Raw genomic sequence first — 16,176 nt, 5'->3', positions numbered from 1 at the left:
CCCGCTCCTTGTTCCGGCATTTTTTGAAGCTGCACTTTCTGTTCATCCTGCTTCCGCCTCTTGTGCTGATGGTCTTCTCATCGTTCTTCGGAACTACCGGGTCTGAGGCAAGGTTCAATACGCTGAATCTGTTCTACATTACAGTACTTCTGTTCACTTGTATCATTGTGGCGTTCGTTGTTCTATCGTGGCTGTTCTTCTGGAGACTCCGCAAGCGTCTGACCCGCTTACAAGAAGCAATGTCCGCTGCTCCCGCTGCTGCGGATTCTTCGCCTGAGCCTGTCCTGATTCAAATGGACCGTATGGATGAAATAGACCAGTTAGGCGGTTCCTTCAACCGGATGATCCGGCAGCTGGAAGACAGCCGCAGGCGGGAGCGGGAAGAGGCCGGGCTGCGGCAACGGCTCATTGCCAACATGTCCCACGACCTGCGGACACCACTGACCATCATGCGGGGACATGTCACCCGGCTGAACAAAGAACCTATGAGTCCAGAAGGACAGAGCTCCTTAGCCGAGATCAACCAGACCATTACCCGGACCGGAGAACTGATGGATGATTTGCTCTCGTATACCTTGCTTACCTCGGGAAAATATCCCTTCGAGCCTGCCCCCACAGACATGGGACGCCTGGTAAGAGCCTCGGTTGCTGCGTGGTATCCGGTTTTTGAAGAACACGGCATTCAGGTCGATGTTGATTTACCGGCAGAGGAGACCTTCCACTGGACAGCAGATCCTGGGTGGATGACCCGGGTGCTGGATAATCTGTTTCAGAATATCATCCGCCATGCAGCGGACGGGAAATATGCTTGGATCGCTGTGGATGTGCAGCAGGAACGGATTCTTGTCGCTGACCGAGGCCCGGGTATGGATCATTCCGCATACGGCGGCGGGGCGGGAATAGGACTATCGACCGTACAACACATGCTGAATACAATGAACCTGAAGGCCGTATTCAACTCAAGCGGACAGGGGACGAGGGTAGTCATTAGCAGAATGTAACCTGAAATTAACCCGGAAGTAAACAGCCTGCCCACCGGGATGTAACCTTGCAGCTGTATACTTAGCACCATAACGAAAGGATGTGTTATGGTTGCTTACCATCAATAACTTAGTCAAACGCCGCGGTACGCAGGAGATTCTATCGGGGATCACCTTCGAAGCCAGACCGGGAAGGGTCACGGGATTCCTGGGACCCAACGGGGCCGGCAAAAGCTCTACACTCCGTATCCTGCTCGGACTGGATCATGCCACCTCCGGAAGCGCCTTGATTCATGGCAAGCCCTTCGCAGAATTGCAGCATCCGCTGGCCGCCGTAGGTGCCGCACTGGACGGTTCTGGAGCTCACCCGATGCGGACAGGACGGGCACATCTGCGCTGGATCGCTTGCGCCGCCGGTCTGCCCCGTTCACGTGTCGATGAGGTGCTGGATATTGTCGGTCTTACCACGGCAGCGGGCACTAGAGTCAAGCGATATTCTCTCGGCATGGGGAGAAGACTGGGAATCGCAGCAGCGCTGCTTGCAGACCCGGAGATTCTGATTCTGGATGAACCTGTGAACGGGCTCGACCCGGAAGGCATCCGCTGGATCCGGACATTTCTGCGTAAGCGGGCAGAGGCCGGGAATACGGTGCTGCTCTCCAGTCATCTTATGGGGGAGCTTGAAGAGACGGTGGACGATGTGGTGATTATTAAGCAGGGGAGAATTGTCGCAGACGGCACCTTGCAGGAGGTAACCGGCAGTCATTCCACGCTGGAGGATGCCTTCTTCGCCCTGACCTCTGAACAGGCAGGTGATGCCTGGTGAAGGCATTCCATGCGGAAATCTCGAAATTGCTCTCGCTGCCGGGAATCTGGCTCGCCCTGCTTATTGGAGCATTGGCTCCTGCGGTGGTGGCAGCCATCGATAGTCTGGCCCAGAAGGAGGACATTCTGGCTGGCGTCAGCACACGGCTCCCGGAGGTTGGTTATATCGGGTTAGGCTTTGGTATACAGGGCGTTATTATCCTTGGCGTGCTTGCAGTCAGCAGCGAGTTCCGGACAGAGAGCAGTGAAGGGGCCGGAGGGCAGCAGATTTCCACAAGTCTGATGGTTGTGTCATCGCGGCTTCAGTTGTTTCTGGTAAAAGCAGTCGCTGTATCTGTTATCAGCATCCTCCTGTGTATCCTTGCTGTGATTCTGATTGTGCCAACCACACGCTATATATTAGGTGACTATGCCCCGCTACTTGAATGGACCCGGCTTGCCGGTGCCGTCTGCTACTGGACCTTCACTGCACTGTTGGCCTTCGGGCTGACGCTGCTGACGAAGCAGGGCATGATCCCGCTTACCGTGCTCATGATTAATTCATCGCTGGTATCCTTCAGTGTCCTGCTGGCCAAGGTGACGAAGCTGGCATTCTATTTGCCGGACCGGGCCGGCTTAGAGATGTTTATGTTTACGAAGGACGGCGTAGCGCCCGCGGCTACAGGCAGTGTGTTCGACAGCTATCACACCCCGGTTACCGGCGGTTTGATCATGTTTGCCTGGGTAGCCGTGCTGCTTGGGACTGCAGCCATTGTCTTCCATAGGAGGGATGTGGCGGCATGAGTGTCTCATCCGGCAGGAAGACTATACGAGTCCTTAGAGCTGAACTGGACAAGCTGATGACATTGCCATGGACATGGACTGCTGTTACGGTTACATTTCTTGTTCATCTTCTTTTGACTGCGGCCTTCACTTCCGCCTCTCTGCAGGAAGGAGCCGCAGCGCCCGAAATCCTGAATACAGGACTTGCCTCGATGAGCTATCTTCAGGCAGGGTTCATTATTCTGGGGATCTTAGCGGCTTGCTCCGAGTATACGGGCGGACAGATCCGCACAACGTTAACGGTAATCCCCTGGCGCGGGCGCCAATTATTCATGAAGCATCTGGCACTCACCTTGATTACGATTCCCGCCGCACTTATCCTTACGGCCTCTGGTGTCTTATATGCGGGCTGGAGGCTGGGCGGTCATGCAGCAGGGGTTGAACCTCATGAAATCATACAAGCATTGCTGGGGGCAACGGGCTATCTGACCTTGACCACACTGCTTAGCGCGGCGATAGGGGCTTTATTAAGAAGAACCCTTCCGGCCCTTGTGATTCTGCTTGGCTATTATTTCATTATCAGTCCGTGGTCGCGTGGGCTTCTGCCGGCTTACTTCCCGGATACGGCTGGACGCTACATGTACCTGCCGCCTTCCTCTGGCGAACTGAATATCCTTACACCTGTGCAGGGGGCCGGTATTGTAATGATCTGGACAATGTCCCTTGTGGCAATAGCGATTGTATTCTACCGTATACGGGATGCCTGAGGCTAAGCGGAGGGTCACGAGGGTGACGGGCTGGACTTAAAGACGTTAAGTATATTACCATAGAGGCAATGAGTCATGAGACGGTACAAGAATGTACCGTTTTTTGGCGTCCAGGAAGATTGTATTACACCAAAGTACCCGACAGAGGTGATCCCGCATGAATGATGTACGACCGGATCGGCCAGATTCCGGCACCCGGCCGGAGCTCCAGCAGGTACTGCGCGATTCCCGTCTGCCTGCGTTAATCTGGGTGATTCTGATTTACGGATCGGCCCTCTATTCTCAGCTTCCGCGGATTGCCGCGTGGTCTGAACTGAATCTCTTTACCGCGCTCATTCTGATCCACCTGCTGCTGCACGGGTATGCCGGATCGATTGCCGCCCGGACGCCCTGGCTGTATTTCGTGGCACAAGGCTTCATCGTCTGGTGCTGCGCGTTAGCGTTGCCTAGTGCGGATTCTATTATCGTGGTCAGCTTATTGACAGCCCTGGCCGGGCAAAGTATAGGGGTGTATCCGCAGCGTATGAAGGTGCTCCGGGTATGTATCTTTTACGGGATTTTGTTTACGGCTTCCCTGATCTGGCGCGGAACGACCGGGGATTTGCCGTCCATTCTGCCTACCCTCTTGTTCATCCTGCTCTTCGTCATCGGCTATGCCTCTTTATTCTATAAGCAGGTCCGGGTCAAATTGCGGACCCAGTTGTTCCTGCACGAATTGGAGCGGGCACACCGGAAGGTGGAGGAACTGACCCTGGCGAATGAACGCCAGCGGATGGCCCGTGATTTGCATGATACCCTGGCCCAGGGACTGGCCGGTCTTATCATGCAGCTCGATGCGGTGGATGCGCATCTGGAGAACCATAACAGCCAGCGCGCCCACGAGATCGTCAGGCTGTCACAGTCCCAGGCCAAACGCACGCTTGCCGAGGCGAGAAGCGCCATTGACGACCTGCGTTCATCCGGGGCCGAGGTCATGGATCTTGCGGAAGCGGTGCAGAAGGAGGCGGAACAATTCTCGCATATGACAGGAATCCGGGTCTCCACCCGGTTGCCGCTTCCCCATCCGGTGGTCCCGAAGCTGATCCTTGAGCATAGCTTACATATCCTCCGGGAAGGCCTGGCCAATACAGCCAAGCATGCGCAGGCTACAAGCGCCCAGATCACCGTTTCTGCAAGCGGCAAGGAAATCGGGCTTACACTGACGGACAACGGGATAGGGTTCGACACCCGGCTGATCAGGGAAGCCTCCGGCAGCTACGGCCTGATGGGACTCTATGAACGGGCCCGGATTATTGGCGGGGAGCTTGACATTACCAGCGGGCAGCAGGGAACCCGGGTCTCTGTCCGAATTCCACTACATCAGGAGGACACCACCTATGACCATTAAGATTCTGATTGCAGACGACCATCTGGTGGTCCGGGAGGGACTGAAGCTGATCCTTGAGACCAATCCGAAGTATGCGGTAGTTGCCGAAGCCTCGAGCGGGGTAGAGGTGCTCCGGCAGGTGGAAGCCTGCAAGCCGGACCTGATCCTGCTGGATTTGAACATGCCCGAAATGGACGGCTTAGCAGCCATGACTGCACTCCGAGCACAGGGCATCGATATTCCGGTTATTATTCTGACCACCTACAACGAGGATGAAATGATGATCCGCGGGCTGGAGTTAGGAGCCAAAGGTTATTTGCTGAAGGACATGGGCCGGGAGATGATCTTCCGCTCCATGGATGCAGCGATGCGGGGCGAGACACTCCTGCTCCCGGAAATCTCTGAGAAGGTATTCGCCGCAAGGACGTCCGGTAAGAACAAGGCCCCATCCTCCGTGAAGACCATGCTTACAGACAAAGAGCTGATGGTGCTTCAAGCAGTGGCCCGCGGGTCCCGAAGTAAGGAGATCGGCTCCGATATGGGCATCTCCGAGCGGACAGTGAAGGCTCATTTAACCAGCATTTACAATAAATTAGGGGTAGATTCAAGGCCGCAGGCTGTCGCCGTCGCCGTGGAGCGCGGAATTCTGCTGTTATGACGGGCGCTTCGCCCGGATTGCCCGATCGTACATAAGGGGGCTGCCCTTTTGTACGATTTTTTATTTTTCTCCTCCGGTTATGATAGTTCCATCACTGATATTGGAGGAGAGACAATGATGAAACCACTCAAAATGCTTCTAGCCGCAGCGCTCCCGCTGACCCTGCTGTCTGCCTGCGGTAACAATAGTGAAACTGCCGCACCCGTGGAGTCTCCGAAGACGGAGGCCGTTAGCACTACTGCACCTGCCACTTCTGCGCAGCCGGAGGCTACCAGCATCACCGCACCTATGGAATTCCCGAAGCCGATCGGAAAATATACCGTCGGACGTACACAGATGGACTTCAAGTACACCGCATCTGACCAGTCGGAAAGAGACCTGACGGCGTTATTCTTCTATCCGGCCGACAGCAATGAAGGCAAGCCCGCCGCTGAATATGCCTTTCCCGAGTTTCAGGCTCTGAGGGATGAGCTTCTGGTGAAACTGGGCGCTCCGGCAGGGGCAGAGGTACTGTTCAATCCCAACTTCAAAACATGGGTTTACGAGGATTTGGCCTTGTCAGGTAAAGAGAAACAATATCCGGTGATATTCTATGTTCACGGTGCAGGCGCATACCCGCAGCAAGGCACTCTGTATGCTCAAGACCTCGCAAGCTCCGGCTATATTGTCGTATCCATCGGGCATCCGGGAAGCGGAGTGTACAAGCTCAAGGATGGACGAACGGCCGGCATGTCTGAGAGCTTCATGGACGACTTGGTGAAATACGGCATGGAAGCAGCCACCCTGACGACACCCCAATTAGTGACCGAGAAGCTCGGGGAAGAAGAGGCCCTCAAGACTTCCCGCCAATTAACTTCGGCACCTGAAGCTGTGAAATTCGCCAAGTATGCCAATCTGCAGAGTGAGGATGTCAGTTCGGTTGCAGATCGTCTATATGAGCTGAATACCGGGGACATCGAGTCCATGTTCAAAAACAAACTGCAGCTTGATCCCGGCATTGGGATATTCGGACATTCCTTCGGCGGAACTACAGCTGCTCTTGTCAGCCGGGACGATGACCGCTTTGTCGGCGCAGTTAACCTGGACGGCAACATGCTAGGGGCCTTGGACAGCGACCTGAAGAAGCCCTTCCTGCAGCTCGGCACCGTGCTTGCCTATAATACGAACGCCTTCCTGCTGGAATCCAACAGCCGGGACACCTACTTTGCCATTATTGATAATGTAGTTCATGCGGATTTCTCCGACTCCTTATTTACCGCTACAGGTACATCCGCCAGAGGAACCCGCGACGCCCTGGATCAGCGCAATATTATTACCACGTACACCAAGGCGTTTTTTGACAACTATTTGTTGAAGCAGGCCACGGACCTTGACAGCCTCACCTTTGACGGGGTAGAGATGATTAAGAAGCCTTAAATAGAGGGCTTGAAGAGGGCTTGAAAAGATCTATAACAGGTTTTATTGAAGGATGCCATGAGCAGTGGCGTCCTTTTGTGCGTTCTTGAGCAAATGGATAATCATGACGAAGCAGTCCCTCCCGGCGGTGACAAACACAGCATGATCTCAACAAGATCTTTGCAGTATAAAGACTCTCTCCCGATTCATGCTTGAATCTTAAGGTGAAGGGTATGTAAGATGATGTGTATCCAGGGCGTATTTACGCCGATTACGCTACAGACGTTTCAGTTTACGACGTATTTACGCAGCTTGAAACATGCAGAGGAGCGAGAAGCGGATGAGAAAATCATTTATATCCTTATTTATTCTAATATTCTGGATTCCTGCAGTGATCCTTGGCTTCCTGGTCTGGAACGATTATTCCGGGTCAGTCCGCAGTACAGCGGATCGCCTGCTCCCTGTCAAGGCGCTGTACTATCTGGACCAGGGCAAGAAGGTGCTTGCCCTCACAGACAGCAGCAACGGGTTAATGGCGACGCTGTATGATACAGGCACTCATAAGGCTGAGCAGGAGATCGAGCTGCGCTCCGACATCCACCGGCAGCGGCTGGTCTCTTATCAGGCCGGTAAGCTGGTGATCGCAACCAAGGATACAACAGGCCTGCAGGTGAATGTTATCGATCCGGCGGGGGGCACGAAAGAGCTGGTACAGGGAAGCTTTAATCTCCCGACATTTCTGAGCTCGGATGGACATGAATGGCGGGGCCGGTTACTGTTCGCGGGAGCGGACAAAAGCTCGGCGGTCCATGTGGCGGAGGTCAGCCAGGCGCAGCTACACTACGTGAATCTGAACGGATCAGCCGCTCTTCCCGCACGGCCGGTCTCGATTCGGGAAGCCTCCTTCAGCTTCCAGGATGGTTATTCCCTCCCTGTCTATGAAGTAGGACTTAAGGATGGGCGCACCGCCTATGCTTCGTCCCTCTTCGGTAAGGACGGCACACCGCTCCTTGCACTGAAAGGAGAGCAAGAGAGTGCGCCCGAAGCTCTGAAGCGGATAGGGCAGGAGTTCGCCGGGCCATTCGGACTGGACATTACCCGGCTACTGAGGGTAGGCTCCGAATATCCAAAGCAGGTGCAATATTACAACGGGGCTGCGGGTGAATGGGGAGAGCCCGTCAAGACGCCGGAGCCGGTCTATCAGGCCAGGCTTTTCCCGCTGAACGACCAGGAGACGCTGATTGCCGGGTCCACCGCTGAAGACGAGATCAAGGGTACCTTACGCGGGTATTTGTATCATGAGCAGACCGGGGAATTCACGAATGTCACTGCCGCGCTTGAGACCTTATCCTACGATAAGCTGCAAGATCCGAAGCTGAGCTTTTATAAAGAAGCCAACAATGATACACTGTACTATTCAAGTCCTGACTCATTAGGAGGCTGGCTGCAGGTGAAGGAAGGGCTAAGCGGCCAGATCACCGCCGGGGAGCTGCAGCAGTGGCAGATGGCCGCCGGAGAGGACCAAATATCTGCTGCGACCTTCAAGAACTATGTGCTGCAGTGGAATGCATTGGTCGTGAACTGGGTGATCTGGCTCTTTATTCCCTTACTGATGGTAACGGGAATGGTCTTACTGCCACGGTTATTCACCCGTAACCGGCGGCGGAAGCTGGCCGAGGGGGTTCTGATTCAAGGCACGGTTATCAATCTGACCGAGACCGGAATGCTGGTCAACGAACAGCCGCAGGTCCGGCTCACCGTCCGTTTTACGGACCAGGGCCAGAGTAAGGAAGTGCAGATCCGTCAGGTCATCTCTTATCTGAACCCTATCCGCCCGGGGGATAAGGTGATGATCAGCTATAACCGGGGCAAGCATAAGGCGATCCTGGTGCGGGACAGCGAGCTTAAGGATCAGCCACCTCCCCGGATCATTCAAGATGCGGTACTACGGCAGATTGAGTCCTGTGGACCCGTGAACCGCGGGGAAGCACTGCTGCTGCATTTTGAAGCAGCCGGTCAAACCTACAGTGTACCTGTAGTGCAGCCCTCCGGCTTCGTCTACCGTGCCGGAGAACGGGCAGATCTGATCGTTAGGGACAGCATAGTCAGATTGTTGCGGTATGGTCCAGCGGAGCGGAGGGACCAGGCCAGTCAGCTCACCTTAGAGGCTGAAATTACAAGCATTCAGAAGTTCCCGGTGAAGCTTGCCGGCCAGCAGCTGCTGCTGCTTGAGATTGTGATGATGCACGGACAGGAACGTCTGCGCAAGGTGAACAGCCAGTTCGTGCCGGAGCATCTGGAAGTCTCCGTAGGTGCGGTGGTTCCGGTGAGTGCCAAGCCGGAGGAGATTGCAGAGCAAACGCGGCTGCTGCAAGGTAAGCAAGGCAGTGCGAGAGTGCGGTCCGTAGACTACCGGGGAACAACCGGCGACCGGCCGCTCGCCACCATCACCGTGGAACGCGGCGGACAGAGCTACCGGATCAGGCAATCCATAGAACCGGTGTATGGCGTTGAAGCTGGCGATGAAGTATGGGTCGCCTATGATGAGCGGACCGGGGAAGCCACAATTGTTAATTACGCCACGTAAGCACAGTCAAGGATTGGTAAATTCATTTAACGAAGGGAGGGAACTGGAGATGGACAGCAGAAGCCGAATAAGCAATCTTACGAACCTATGGTCGTGGTTAAGCAGGAAGCACCCCCTTCCCCCATTGCAGTATAGGTCTATTGTATTCAGTCTGTTTTCAGGCCCCCTGAATGACTGAATCGGAATAGCCTTGCAGCTCTCGTGAATGAAGGAATGTGTAGCTCTCCCTGCTGATGCAGAGGAGAGTTTTTTATTTGGAGCAGATTGGAGTTGTAGACGATGCAATTGAATTATTTCAATAACGGGAACCAGCGCAGACCCTTCGGCTGGGCGGATATTCTCGTCATATCCTTGTTGTTATCCATCCTGTATGCCGCGGCAAAGTTAGGCTCAGGGATGCAGGTGCCTTTAGATCCAGAGGAGCTGTCCTCGCTCAGTCTGGACCCTAAGTGGCTGCCTTACTATGCAGGCCGCTCGCTCCTGCGCATGTTTATCGCTTTTGCAGCATCCTTGATCTTCACCTTTGTGTACGGCCGCATTGCGGCGTATAACCGGACAGCCGAGAAATTCATGATTCCCGCCATTGATATCCTGCAATCCGTTCCGGTGCTTGGATTTCTTTCGGCCACTGTCCTGGCTTTTATGGCCTTGTTTCCGGGGAGCCTGCTGGGGGTGGAAATGGCTTCAATCTTCGCTATTTTCACCAGTCAGGTCTGGAACATGACACTCAGCTACTATCATTCCCTTAAGACGATCCCGCGCGATCTGAAGGAGGCTGCCGCAATGAATCAATTGGGCAGATGGCATCGTTTCACGAAGCTGGAAGCGCCATTCTCGATGATCGGCCTGGTCTGGAACAGCATGATGTCGTTTGGCGGAGGCTGGTTCTTTCTGGCGGCCAGTGAATCGATCAGCGTGCTGAACCAGGATCTGCATTTACCCGGCATCGGGACGTACATGGCCTTGGCCGCAGATGAAGGTAATATTAAGGCCTTGATCTATGCGATCCTGGCGATGGTGGTGCTGATTGTGATGGTGGACCAGTTCTTCTGGCGTCCGGTTATTGCCTGGAGCCAGAAATTCAAGAATGAACAGACAGAAGCAGGCGAGGCGCCAACCTCATGGGTGTTGGAGCTTCTGAAGCGGGCCGGATTTGTTCATGCTCTGAACCGTAAGCTGCGCGGTGGGGTTCATGACGGATTCTTGCGGCTCTCCGCCACAAGCTCACAAGTGAAATTGCCGCATGTCCCGTCACGGGTCAAGACAATCTTCAAATGGCTAATCTTGCTTGCGGCCGCTGTACTTATGCTCCGATATTTGTATTCGGGGATTCTGGAGATTGCCCGCTTAAGCTGGAGCGAGCTGATTCATGTGGTATTCCTCGGTCTGCTGACCGGGTTACGCGTTGTCGTTTCGACACTTCTGGCTGTAATCTGGACGCTGCCTGTCGGGGTGTTCATTGGAACGAGTCCCCGGCTGTCACGAATTGTTCAGCCTGTTGTGCAGGTGTTGTCTTCTTTTCCGGCGAACATGGCATTTCCGGTATTCACGATTCTGTACTTGAAGTTCGGGATCTCGATGGAGATTGGGGCAATTCCGCTGATGATGCTGGGCACACAATGGTATGTATTATTTAATGTGATTGCCGGTGCGATGGCCATTCCTTCCGATCTTAAGGAAGCTGCGGTAACTTTGAAATTGACACGCTGGCAGACTTGGAAAAAACTAATTCTCCCCGCCGTCTTTCCATTTCTTGTAACCGGCTGTATTACGGCAAGCGGAGGCGCCTGGAACGCCAGCATTGTCTCGGAAATTGTATCGTGGAAGGATCAGGATCTTCAAGCAGCCGGGTTAGGTACGTACATCGCTGAAGCCACTACGAACGGCAATTGGCCGCAGATCATCTGGGGAATATTCGTCATGTGCCTGCTCGTTGTAATTGTGAACCGCCTGGTATGGCGCAAGCTGTATGCATTAGCCGAAAATAAATATCACTTGGACTAGAGGTGCCCTATGATGAACAAAACTCTGATTGAGTTAAAGCAGATCAGCAAACGTTATGATCAGCCGAAGCAGGCAAATGTGAGCATTATGGAGGATATTAATATCAAGATTAAGGAGGGAGAGCTGGTATCTATCCTGGGACCTTCAGGTTCAGGGAAATCGACTCTTCTGCGCATCATTGCAGGTCTTGTCCCTCCTTCACAAGGCTCGGTGCTCTATAATGGACGCGAGATTGCCGGTACTAATCCGGGTGTGGGGATGGTATTCCAATCATTTGCATTGTTTCCTTGGCTTACAGTCCTGGAGAATGTGAAGCTGGGCCTGGAGAACAAACCGTTACGCGAAGCCGACAAAATGCGTAAAGCCCTCTCGGTCATCGATATGATTGGGCTTGACGGATTTGAAGGGGCGTACCCCAAAGAATTGTCCGGAGGGATGCGCCAGCGTGTCGGTATCGGCCGGGCGCTCGTTATGGAGCCGGATATTCTCCTGATGGATGAGCCGTTCTCCGCCCTTGACGTATTGACCGCAGAGAACTTGAAGCGCGACCTGCTGGAATTATGGACGGAGAAGCAAATCCCTACCAAATGCATCATTATGGTCACCCACAGTATTGAGGAAGCCGTCTATATGTCGGACCGGGCTATCGTCCTCTCCAGGGACCCTGCCCGTGTAATCTCCGATATTCCCATTCCCATGCCGCACTGGAGGGATAAACAAGATCCGCAGTTCACATCGCTTGTGGACCAAATCTATTCCATACTGACCCAAAGGGAAGTGAAGCCTGCCGGTCCGGCCGAAGAAAAGCAAAATACCATCGAGAAAATACCACCGGTTCCGGCTGGCGCCCTGACAGGCTTCATTGAACTGATTGACGATCTGGGTCAACAAGTGGACTTGTACAAGCTGGCCGATCAATTAAGTCTGAAACTGGAAGATTTCCTGCCCATCGTCGAGGCGGTGGAAATGCTGCAATTTGCAACGGTTCTGCATGGAGATATCGAGTTGACAGAGCCAGGACGCCAGTTTGCCAATGCAAGTGTTCTCTCCCGGAAAGAAATTTTTAAAGACCAGGTGCTGGAGCATGTTCCCATCATGGAGAAAATCATCTGGATTCTGCAATCGAAATCAAATAATAAAATGGAAGGGGCCTTTTTCGTGGAGATTTTCGAAAAGCATTTTGAGACGGAGGAAGCCGCACTTCAACTGGATATCCTAATCGACTGGGGCCGGTACGCGGAACTGATTGCCTACGACAAAAAAGCAAAGGTGTTGTATCTGGAAAATGATTGAAATCAACCTGGACATTCGGGCGGAGGAAGTTCCTGGTCTAAGAGAAGCCGTGGGCTGGGCAAGAAGAGACTTTGACTATCCCGCCCTGTTTCAGCGGTGCAATTTCTGGGCGGGAGCCAGAGATCACGCAGGCAGACTCATTGCCTTTGGCTACGTTGCCGGAACCGGCCTGGAGCACGGGTATATGGAGGACATTATCATCCATCCAGAGTATCAGAGGCGCGGAGTGGGGCAGCAGCTTGTTAAGGAGCTATTGAATGAGTCTATTCGATGCGGATTGACCATAGTAACCCTCACTTATAGCCGTGAGCATAAGGAATTCTATGAAAAGTGCGGATTCTCCTCTACAGCGGCCGGGATCTGGCGGGCGGAGGAAGGAAAGTAATGCATACAAGAACTGAGAAGCCAGCGAACCCTTATGAACGCTGGCTTTTTGGCGACCGTAAACCGACAGTAATTCTATAATATGTAAGGTGATTTACTATCATTAGGCAGGTTAATTCCATCTTCCCGATCCGGTATGATTACATAAGCTCTGCTCTTTGAAGGAGGTTCTGTGGGCTTATGAATCCGACCCGTACGCTGATTAAGGAAATACTGTCTAATAGTAAGGGTATCCTTGCTATGATTCTATTCTTCAATATAGTAGCCGCATTCGTCTCGACTCTTCAGCCCCTCCTGTTCAAAGACTTATTCGACGACATCCTGCCAGACAAGCAGATCGGGACGGCTGCATTCTATATGCTCCTGCTTATTCTAATTCCCGTAATCTACGCCGCCTTAAACAGCGTCACCTCTTATTACAATAATGAGCTGGGCAACCATTTATCCAAGAATCTGCGCCTGCGGCTGTTCTCTGACGTACTCCAGACCCGGCCAAGAGATGTGGACAGCATCGGCAAGGGGGAAATCATCAATCGGATCACCTTGCAGGTGGGGATGCTGTGTGAAATTTTCGTGGTAGACACCCTGATGTCCATAGTCTCGAATGCTATTCTGCTGATCGCGACCCTGTGGATCATGTTCTCGATGAGTACCGAGCTTACACTCGCGGCCATCCTCTCATTCCCTCTATGTATGTACGGCTTCAAGCGCTTCAGGAGCAAGACAGAGCGCCTGGATAAGCAGTATCATGGTATTTTGGATAAGGGCATGAATTATTTGAATATCATTTCCATCATTACGGGCATCATTTACGGCTACAGTCTGTTCCTGATTCTGCGAGGCCGCATCTCACCAGGCACATTGCTGGCCTTCATTGTGATTCTTCCAAGGCTGTATAGCATTTTCAAGTCACTGTTGACGCTGAACATCGATAGGAGCCGGATGACGGTCATTATTAACAACCTGAATGACATCCTTGAACTGGAGAAGGTCGGATCGGGAGCTAACGCTCCTGACTATGGCCGCGTCCCCCTCCTGCAGATGAGGAATGTCTCGTACCGGTACGCTCCGGCAGATTCTTTTGGGATCACTGACTTTAATCTGGACATTCAGCCAGGAACCTTCGTGGGGATTGTTGGATTAAGCGGCTCAGGGAAATCTACGATATTCGAGCTGATTCACAGGTTCATAGAGCCGGATGAAGGGGAGATCTCCCTGGACGGCGTTCCGATCCAAGAACTGGACATTCATGAACTAAGACGATATGTCGGCTATTCCCCGCAAAAGGGAGTGTTATGGAACAAGTCCATTCTCGACAACATCATTTACCCGCTGCAGAAGGAAGACATGAATGAAGAGACATGGCAGAAATTCAGCACTGCTGTTGAGCTTGCACATGTGGACCCATTTGTTCTAACCATGCCTGAGCAATATGACAAGAAGGTGGAGGGCCACGGAGACAATCTCTCCGGTGGCGAGATCCAGCGGATTCTATTAGCTAGAGCCTTCATGGGTGAGCCCCGTATCCTGATGCTGGATGAGTACACCTCGGCCCTGGACGCCTTGACGGAGAGTGACCTGAACGACACCCTGCTGAGCCTGAAGGGGAAGCAAACGATTCTGGTAATCGCACACCGGTTATCCACCGTGAAGAATGCAGATGTCATCCTGGTCGTGGATAAGGGCCGTATTGTAGAGCAGGGCAGCCCAGCCGAATTACTGGCCCAAGAGGGAATGTATTACAAGATGGTGGAGAAGCAGAGAATTTAGCGCTTCAGCAGCATAATCCAGCCTTAGGCCGCCTCAATTATCACCTTTTGGTGACTATATCACAAAAAAGTGGGTACTGTTTTTCTTGTAACTTTTCCCCCATACTAGCGTTCATAGCAACTACAAACCACAAAAGGAGTGTATAATAGTATGGGCAGATTTGACGGGAAGGTAGCAGTTGTAACCGGAGGAACAAGCGGCATCGGGCTTGCGGCGGCACAGCAGTTCGTAGAAGAAGGGGCTTACGTGTTCATCACAGGACGCAGACAACGCGAGCTGGATGAAGCCGTACAACAGATCGGTAAGAATGTTACAGGCGTTCAAGGTGACATCTCAAAGCTGGAAGATCTGGATACCTTGTTCGACACTGTACAGCGGGAAAAGGGGCACTTGGACATTCTTTTTGCCAATGCCGGACTTGGGTCGTTCCTGCCGTTAGGCGAAATTACGGAAGCACATTACTACAAGACTTTTGATGTCAACGTCAAAGGAACTATTTTCACTGTACAAAAGGCATTACCCTTATTCCCTAACCAAAAAGGTTCCATTATCCTGACAGGCTCTACGACCGGATCAATGGGGGTCCCAGCGTTCAGTATCTACGGCGCTTCCAAGGCAGCGATCCGACAGCTCGTCCGCAACTGGATTCTGGATACGAAAGGGACGGAGATTCGGATGAATGTCCTTAGTCCGGGTTCGGTCGTCACACCGGCGTACGATGAATTATTTGGCTCCGAACTTGAGAATTACCTCGAACAGGCCAAAATAGATATCCCGCTCGGCAGAGTTGGACAGGTAGAAGAGATCGCAAATGCTGTCATGTTCCTGGCCTCTAATGAGAGCAGCTATTTGAACGGCATTGAATTATTCGTAGACGGCGGAGTGGCTCAAATCTAAATCGCTTAACGTTTTGTATCAACTCGGGAGATGATGGATTGTTATGAAAATCTTTCACTGTGAACTGGAAGTTACACTAGAGGTGATCGGAGGGAAGTGGAAGGGGCTTGTTCTGTACTATTTAATCAAAGGACCCAAGCGGACAGGGGAGCTTAAACGGCTTGTTCATAATATCTCGCAAAAGATGCTGATCCAAACGCTCCGGGAACTGGAGACAGACGGATTAATCCGCAGAACCATGTACAATCAAGTACCGCCTAAGGTGGAATACTCAACGACAGAGCTGGGCCAATCCCTCGAACCGGTTTTGAAACTGCTGTGTAACTGGGGAGAGAATTACGCAGAACAATCCTACGCTCCGGGTGAGATTGAGATTTTAAATTTGGAATGAGCATGGGAAATTTAGGATGCCAAATGAGCCGAGGCTTAGTATAATAGGTGCAGACGGATTCCAAGGAGGAGGTGGTTGTATGAGTGCAGGCGATATT

The 16,176-nt window shown here is 52.8% G+C and carries 14 protein-coding genes; all 14 read left to right on the top strand.

Translation table 11 applies throughout. From position 1 onward, the window contains the following. Nucleotides 1-23 precede the first annotated feature (23 nt). The 14 genes from MKY96_RS12135 to MKY96_RS12070 all read left to right on the top strand — a co-directional run bounded on the left by MKY96_RS12135 (nucleotide 24) and on the right by MKY96_RS12070 (nucleotide 16,079). Entirely contained in the window at nucleotides 24-1,001 is a 978-nt protein-coding gene (locus MKY96_RS12135; protein WP_340940661.1) for a sensor histidine kinase, read from the top strand. 91 nt (nucleotides 1,002-1,092) lie between these two features. After that, entirely contained in the window at nucleotides 1,093-1,806 is a 714-nt protein-coding gene (locus tag MKY96_RS12130) for an ABC transporter ATP-binding protein (RefSeq protein WP_340940659.1), read from the top strand. Next, entirely contained in the window at nucleotides 1,803-2,588 is a 786-nt protein-coding gene (locus MKY96_RS12125) for an ABC transporter permease (RefSeq protein ID WP_340940658.1), read from the top strand. The genes MKY96_RS12130 and MKY96_RS12125 overlap by 4 nt, the downstream gene beginning before the upstream one ends. Continuing rightward, a complete protein-coding gene (locus MKY96_RS12120) occupies nucleotides 2,585-3,334 on the top strand; it encodes an ABC transporter permease (RefSeq protein ID WP_340940656.1) in 750 nt (249 codons plus the stop codon). Before MKY96_RS12125 ends, MKY96_RS12120 begins: the two co-directional genes overlap by 4 nt. A gap of 157 nt (nucleotides 3,335-3,491) precedes the next feature. Next, complete coding sequence (locus tag MKY96_RS12115; protein WP_340940655.1) at nucleotides 3,492-4,721, top strand: sensor histidine kinase; 1,230 nt, start codon at nucleotides 3,492-3,494, stop codon at nucleotides 4,719-4,721. After that, nucleotides 4,711-5,358: a response regulator transcription factor gene (locus MKY96_RS12110; protein ID WP_340940654.1), complete on the top strand. Its 648-nt coding sequence runs from the start codon at nucleotides 4,711-4,713 to the stop codon at nucleotides 5,356-5,358. The genes MKY96_RS12115 and MKY96_RS12110 overlap by 11 nt, the downstream gene beginning before the upstream one ends. A gap of 114 nt (nucleotides 5,359-5,472) precedes the next feature. After that, on the top strand, nucleotides 5,473-6,774 hold the full coding sequence (locus tag MKY96_RS12105; protein WP_340940652.1) for an alpha/beta hydrolase: 1,302 nt from the start codon (nucleotides 5,473-5,475) through the stop codon (nucleotides 6,772-6,774). Nucleotides 6,775-7,093: 319 nt separating this feature from the next. Continuing rightward, the gene (locus tag MKY96_RS12100; protein WP_340940650.1) at nucleotides 7,094-9,340 is read left to right on the top strand and encodes a hypothetical protein; all 2,247 of its coding nucleotides are present in this window, start codon (nucleotides 7,094-7,096) and stop codon (nucleotides 9,338-9,340) included. A 279-nt stretch (nucleotides 9,341-9,619) separates the two neighbouring features. Beyond that, nucleotides 9,620-11,344: an ABC transporter permease gene (locus MKY96_RS12095; RefSeq protein ID WP_340940647.1), complete on the top strand. Its 1,725-nt coding sequence runs from the start codon at nucleotides 9,620-9,622 to the stop codon at nucleotides 11,342-11,344. Nucleotides 11,345-11,353: 9 nt separating this feature from the next. Continuing rightward, nucleotides 11,354-12,637 carry an ABC transporter ATP-binding protein gene (locus tag MKY96_RS12090; RefSeq protein ID WP_340940644.1) on the top strand — a complete coding sequence of 428 codons (1,284 nt, stop codon included), beginning with the start codon at nucleotides 11,354-11,356 and terminating at the stop codon, nucleotides 12,635-12,637. After that, nucleotides 12,630-13,022, top strand: coding sequence for a GNAT family N-acetyltransferase (locus MKY96_RS12085; RefSeq protein WP_340940642.1), 393 nt, complete (start codon nucleotides 12,630-12,632; stop codon nucleotides 13,020-13,022). The genes MKY96_RS12090 and MKY96_RS12085 overlap by 8 nt, the downstream gene beginning before the upstream one ends. A 179-nt stretch (nucleotides 13,023-13,201) precedes the next feature. Further along, the gene (locus MKY96_RS12080; RefSeq protein ID WP_340940641.1) at nucleotides 13,202-14,791 is read left to right on the top strand and encodes an ABC transporter ATP-binding protein; all 1,590 of its coding nucleotides are present in this window, start codon (nucleotides 13,202-13,204) and stop codon (nucleotides 14,789-14,791) included. Nucleotides 14,792-14,941: 150 nt separating this feature from the next. Then, nucleotides 14,942-15,688, top strand: a complete 747-nt coding sequence (locus tag MKY96_RS12075) for an SDR family NAD(P)-dependent oxidoreductase (protein WP_340940639.1) — start codon at nucleotides 14,942-14,944, stop codon at nucleotides 15,686-15,688. A gap of 43 nt (nucleotides 15,689-15,731) precedes the next feature. Further along, complete coding sequence (locus MKY96_RS12070) at nucleotides 15,732-16,079, top strand: winged helix-turn-helix transcriptional regulator (RefSeq protein WP_340940638.1); 348 nt, start codon at nucleotides 15,732-15,734, stop codon at nucleotides 16,077-16,079. The last annotated feature ends 97 nt before the right edge of the window (nucleotides 16,080-16,176 follow it).

Source organism: Paenibacillus sp. FSL R7-0302 (assembly GCF_038006885.1).
In the GTDB taxonomy this organism is placed as follows: Bacteria; Bacillota; Bacilli; order Paenibacillales; family Paenibacillaceae; genus Paenibacillus_AQ.
The sequence above is the reverse complement of the archived record's forward strand: the minus strand, read 5'-3'. Positions and strand labels throughout refer to the sequence as shown.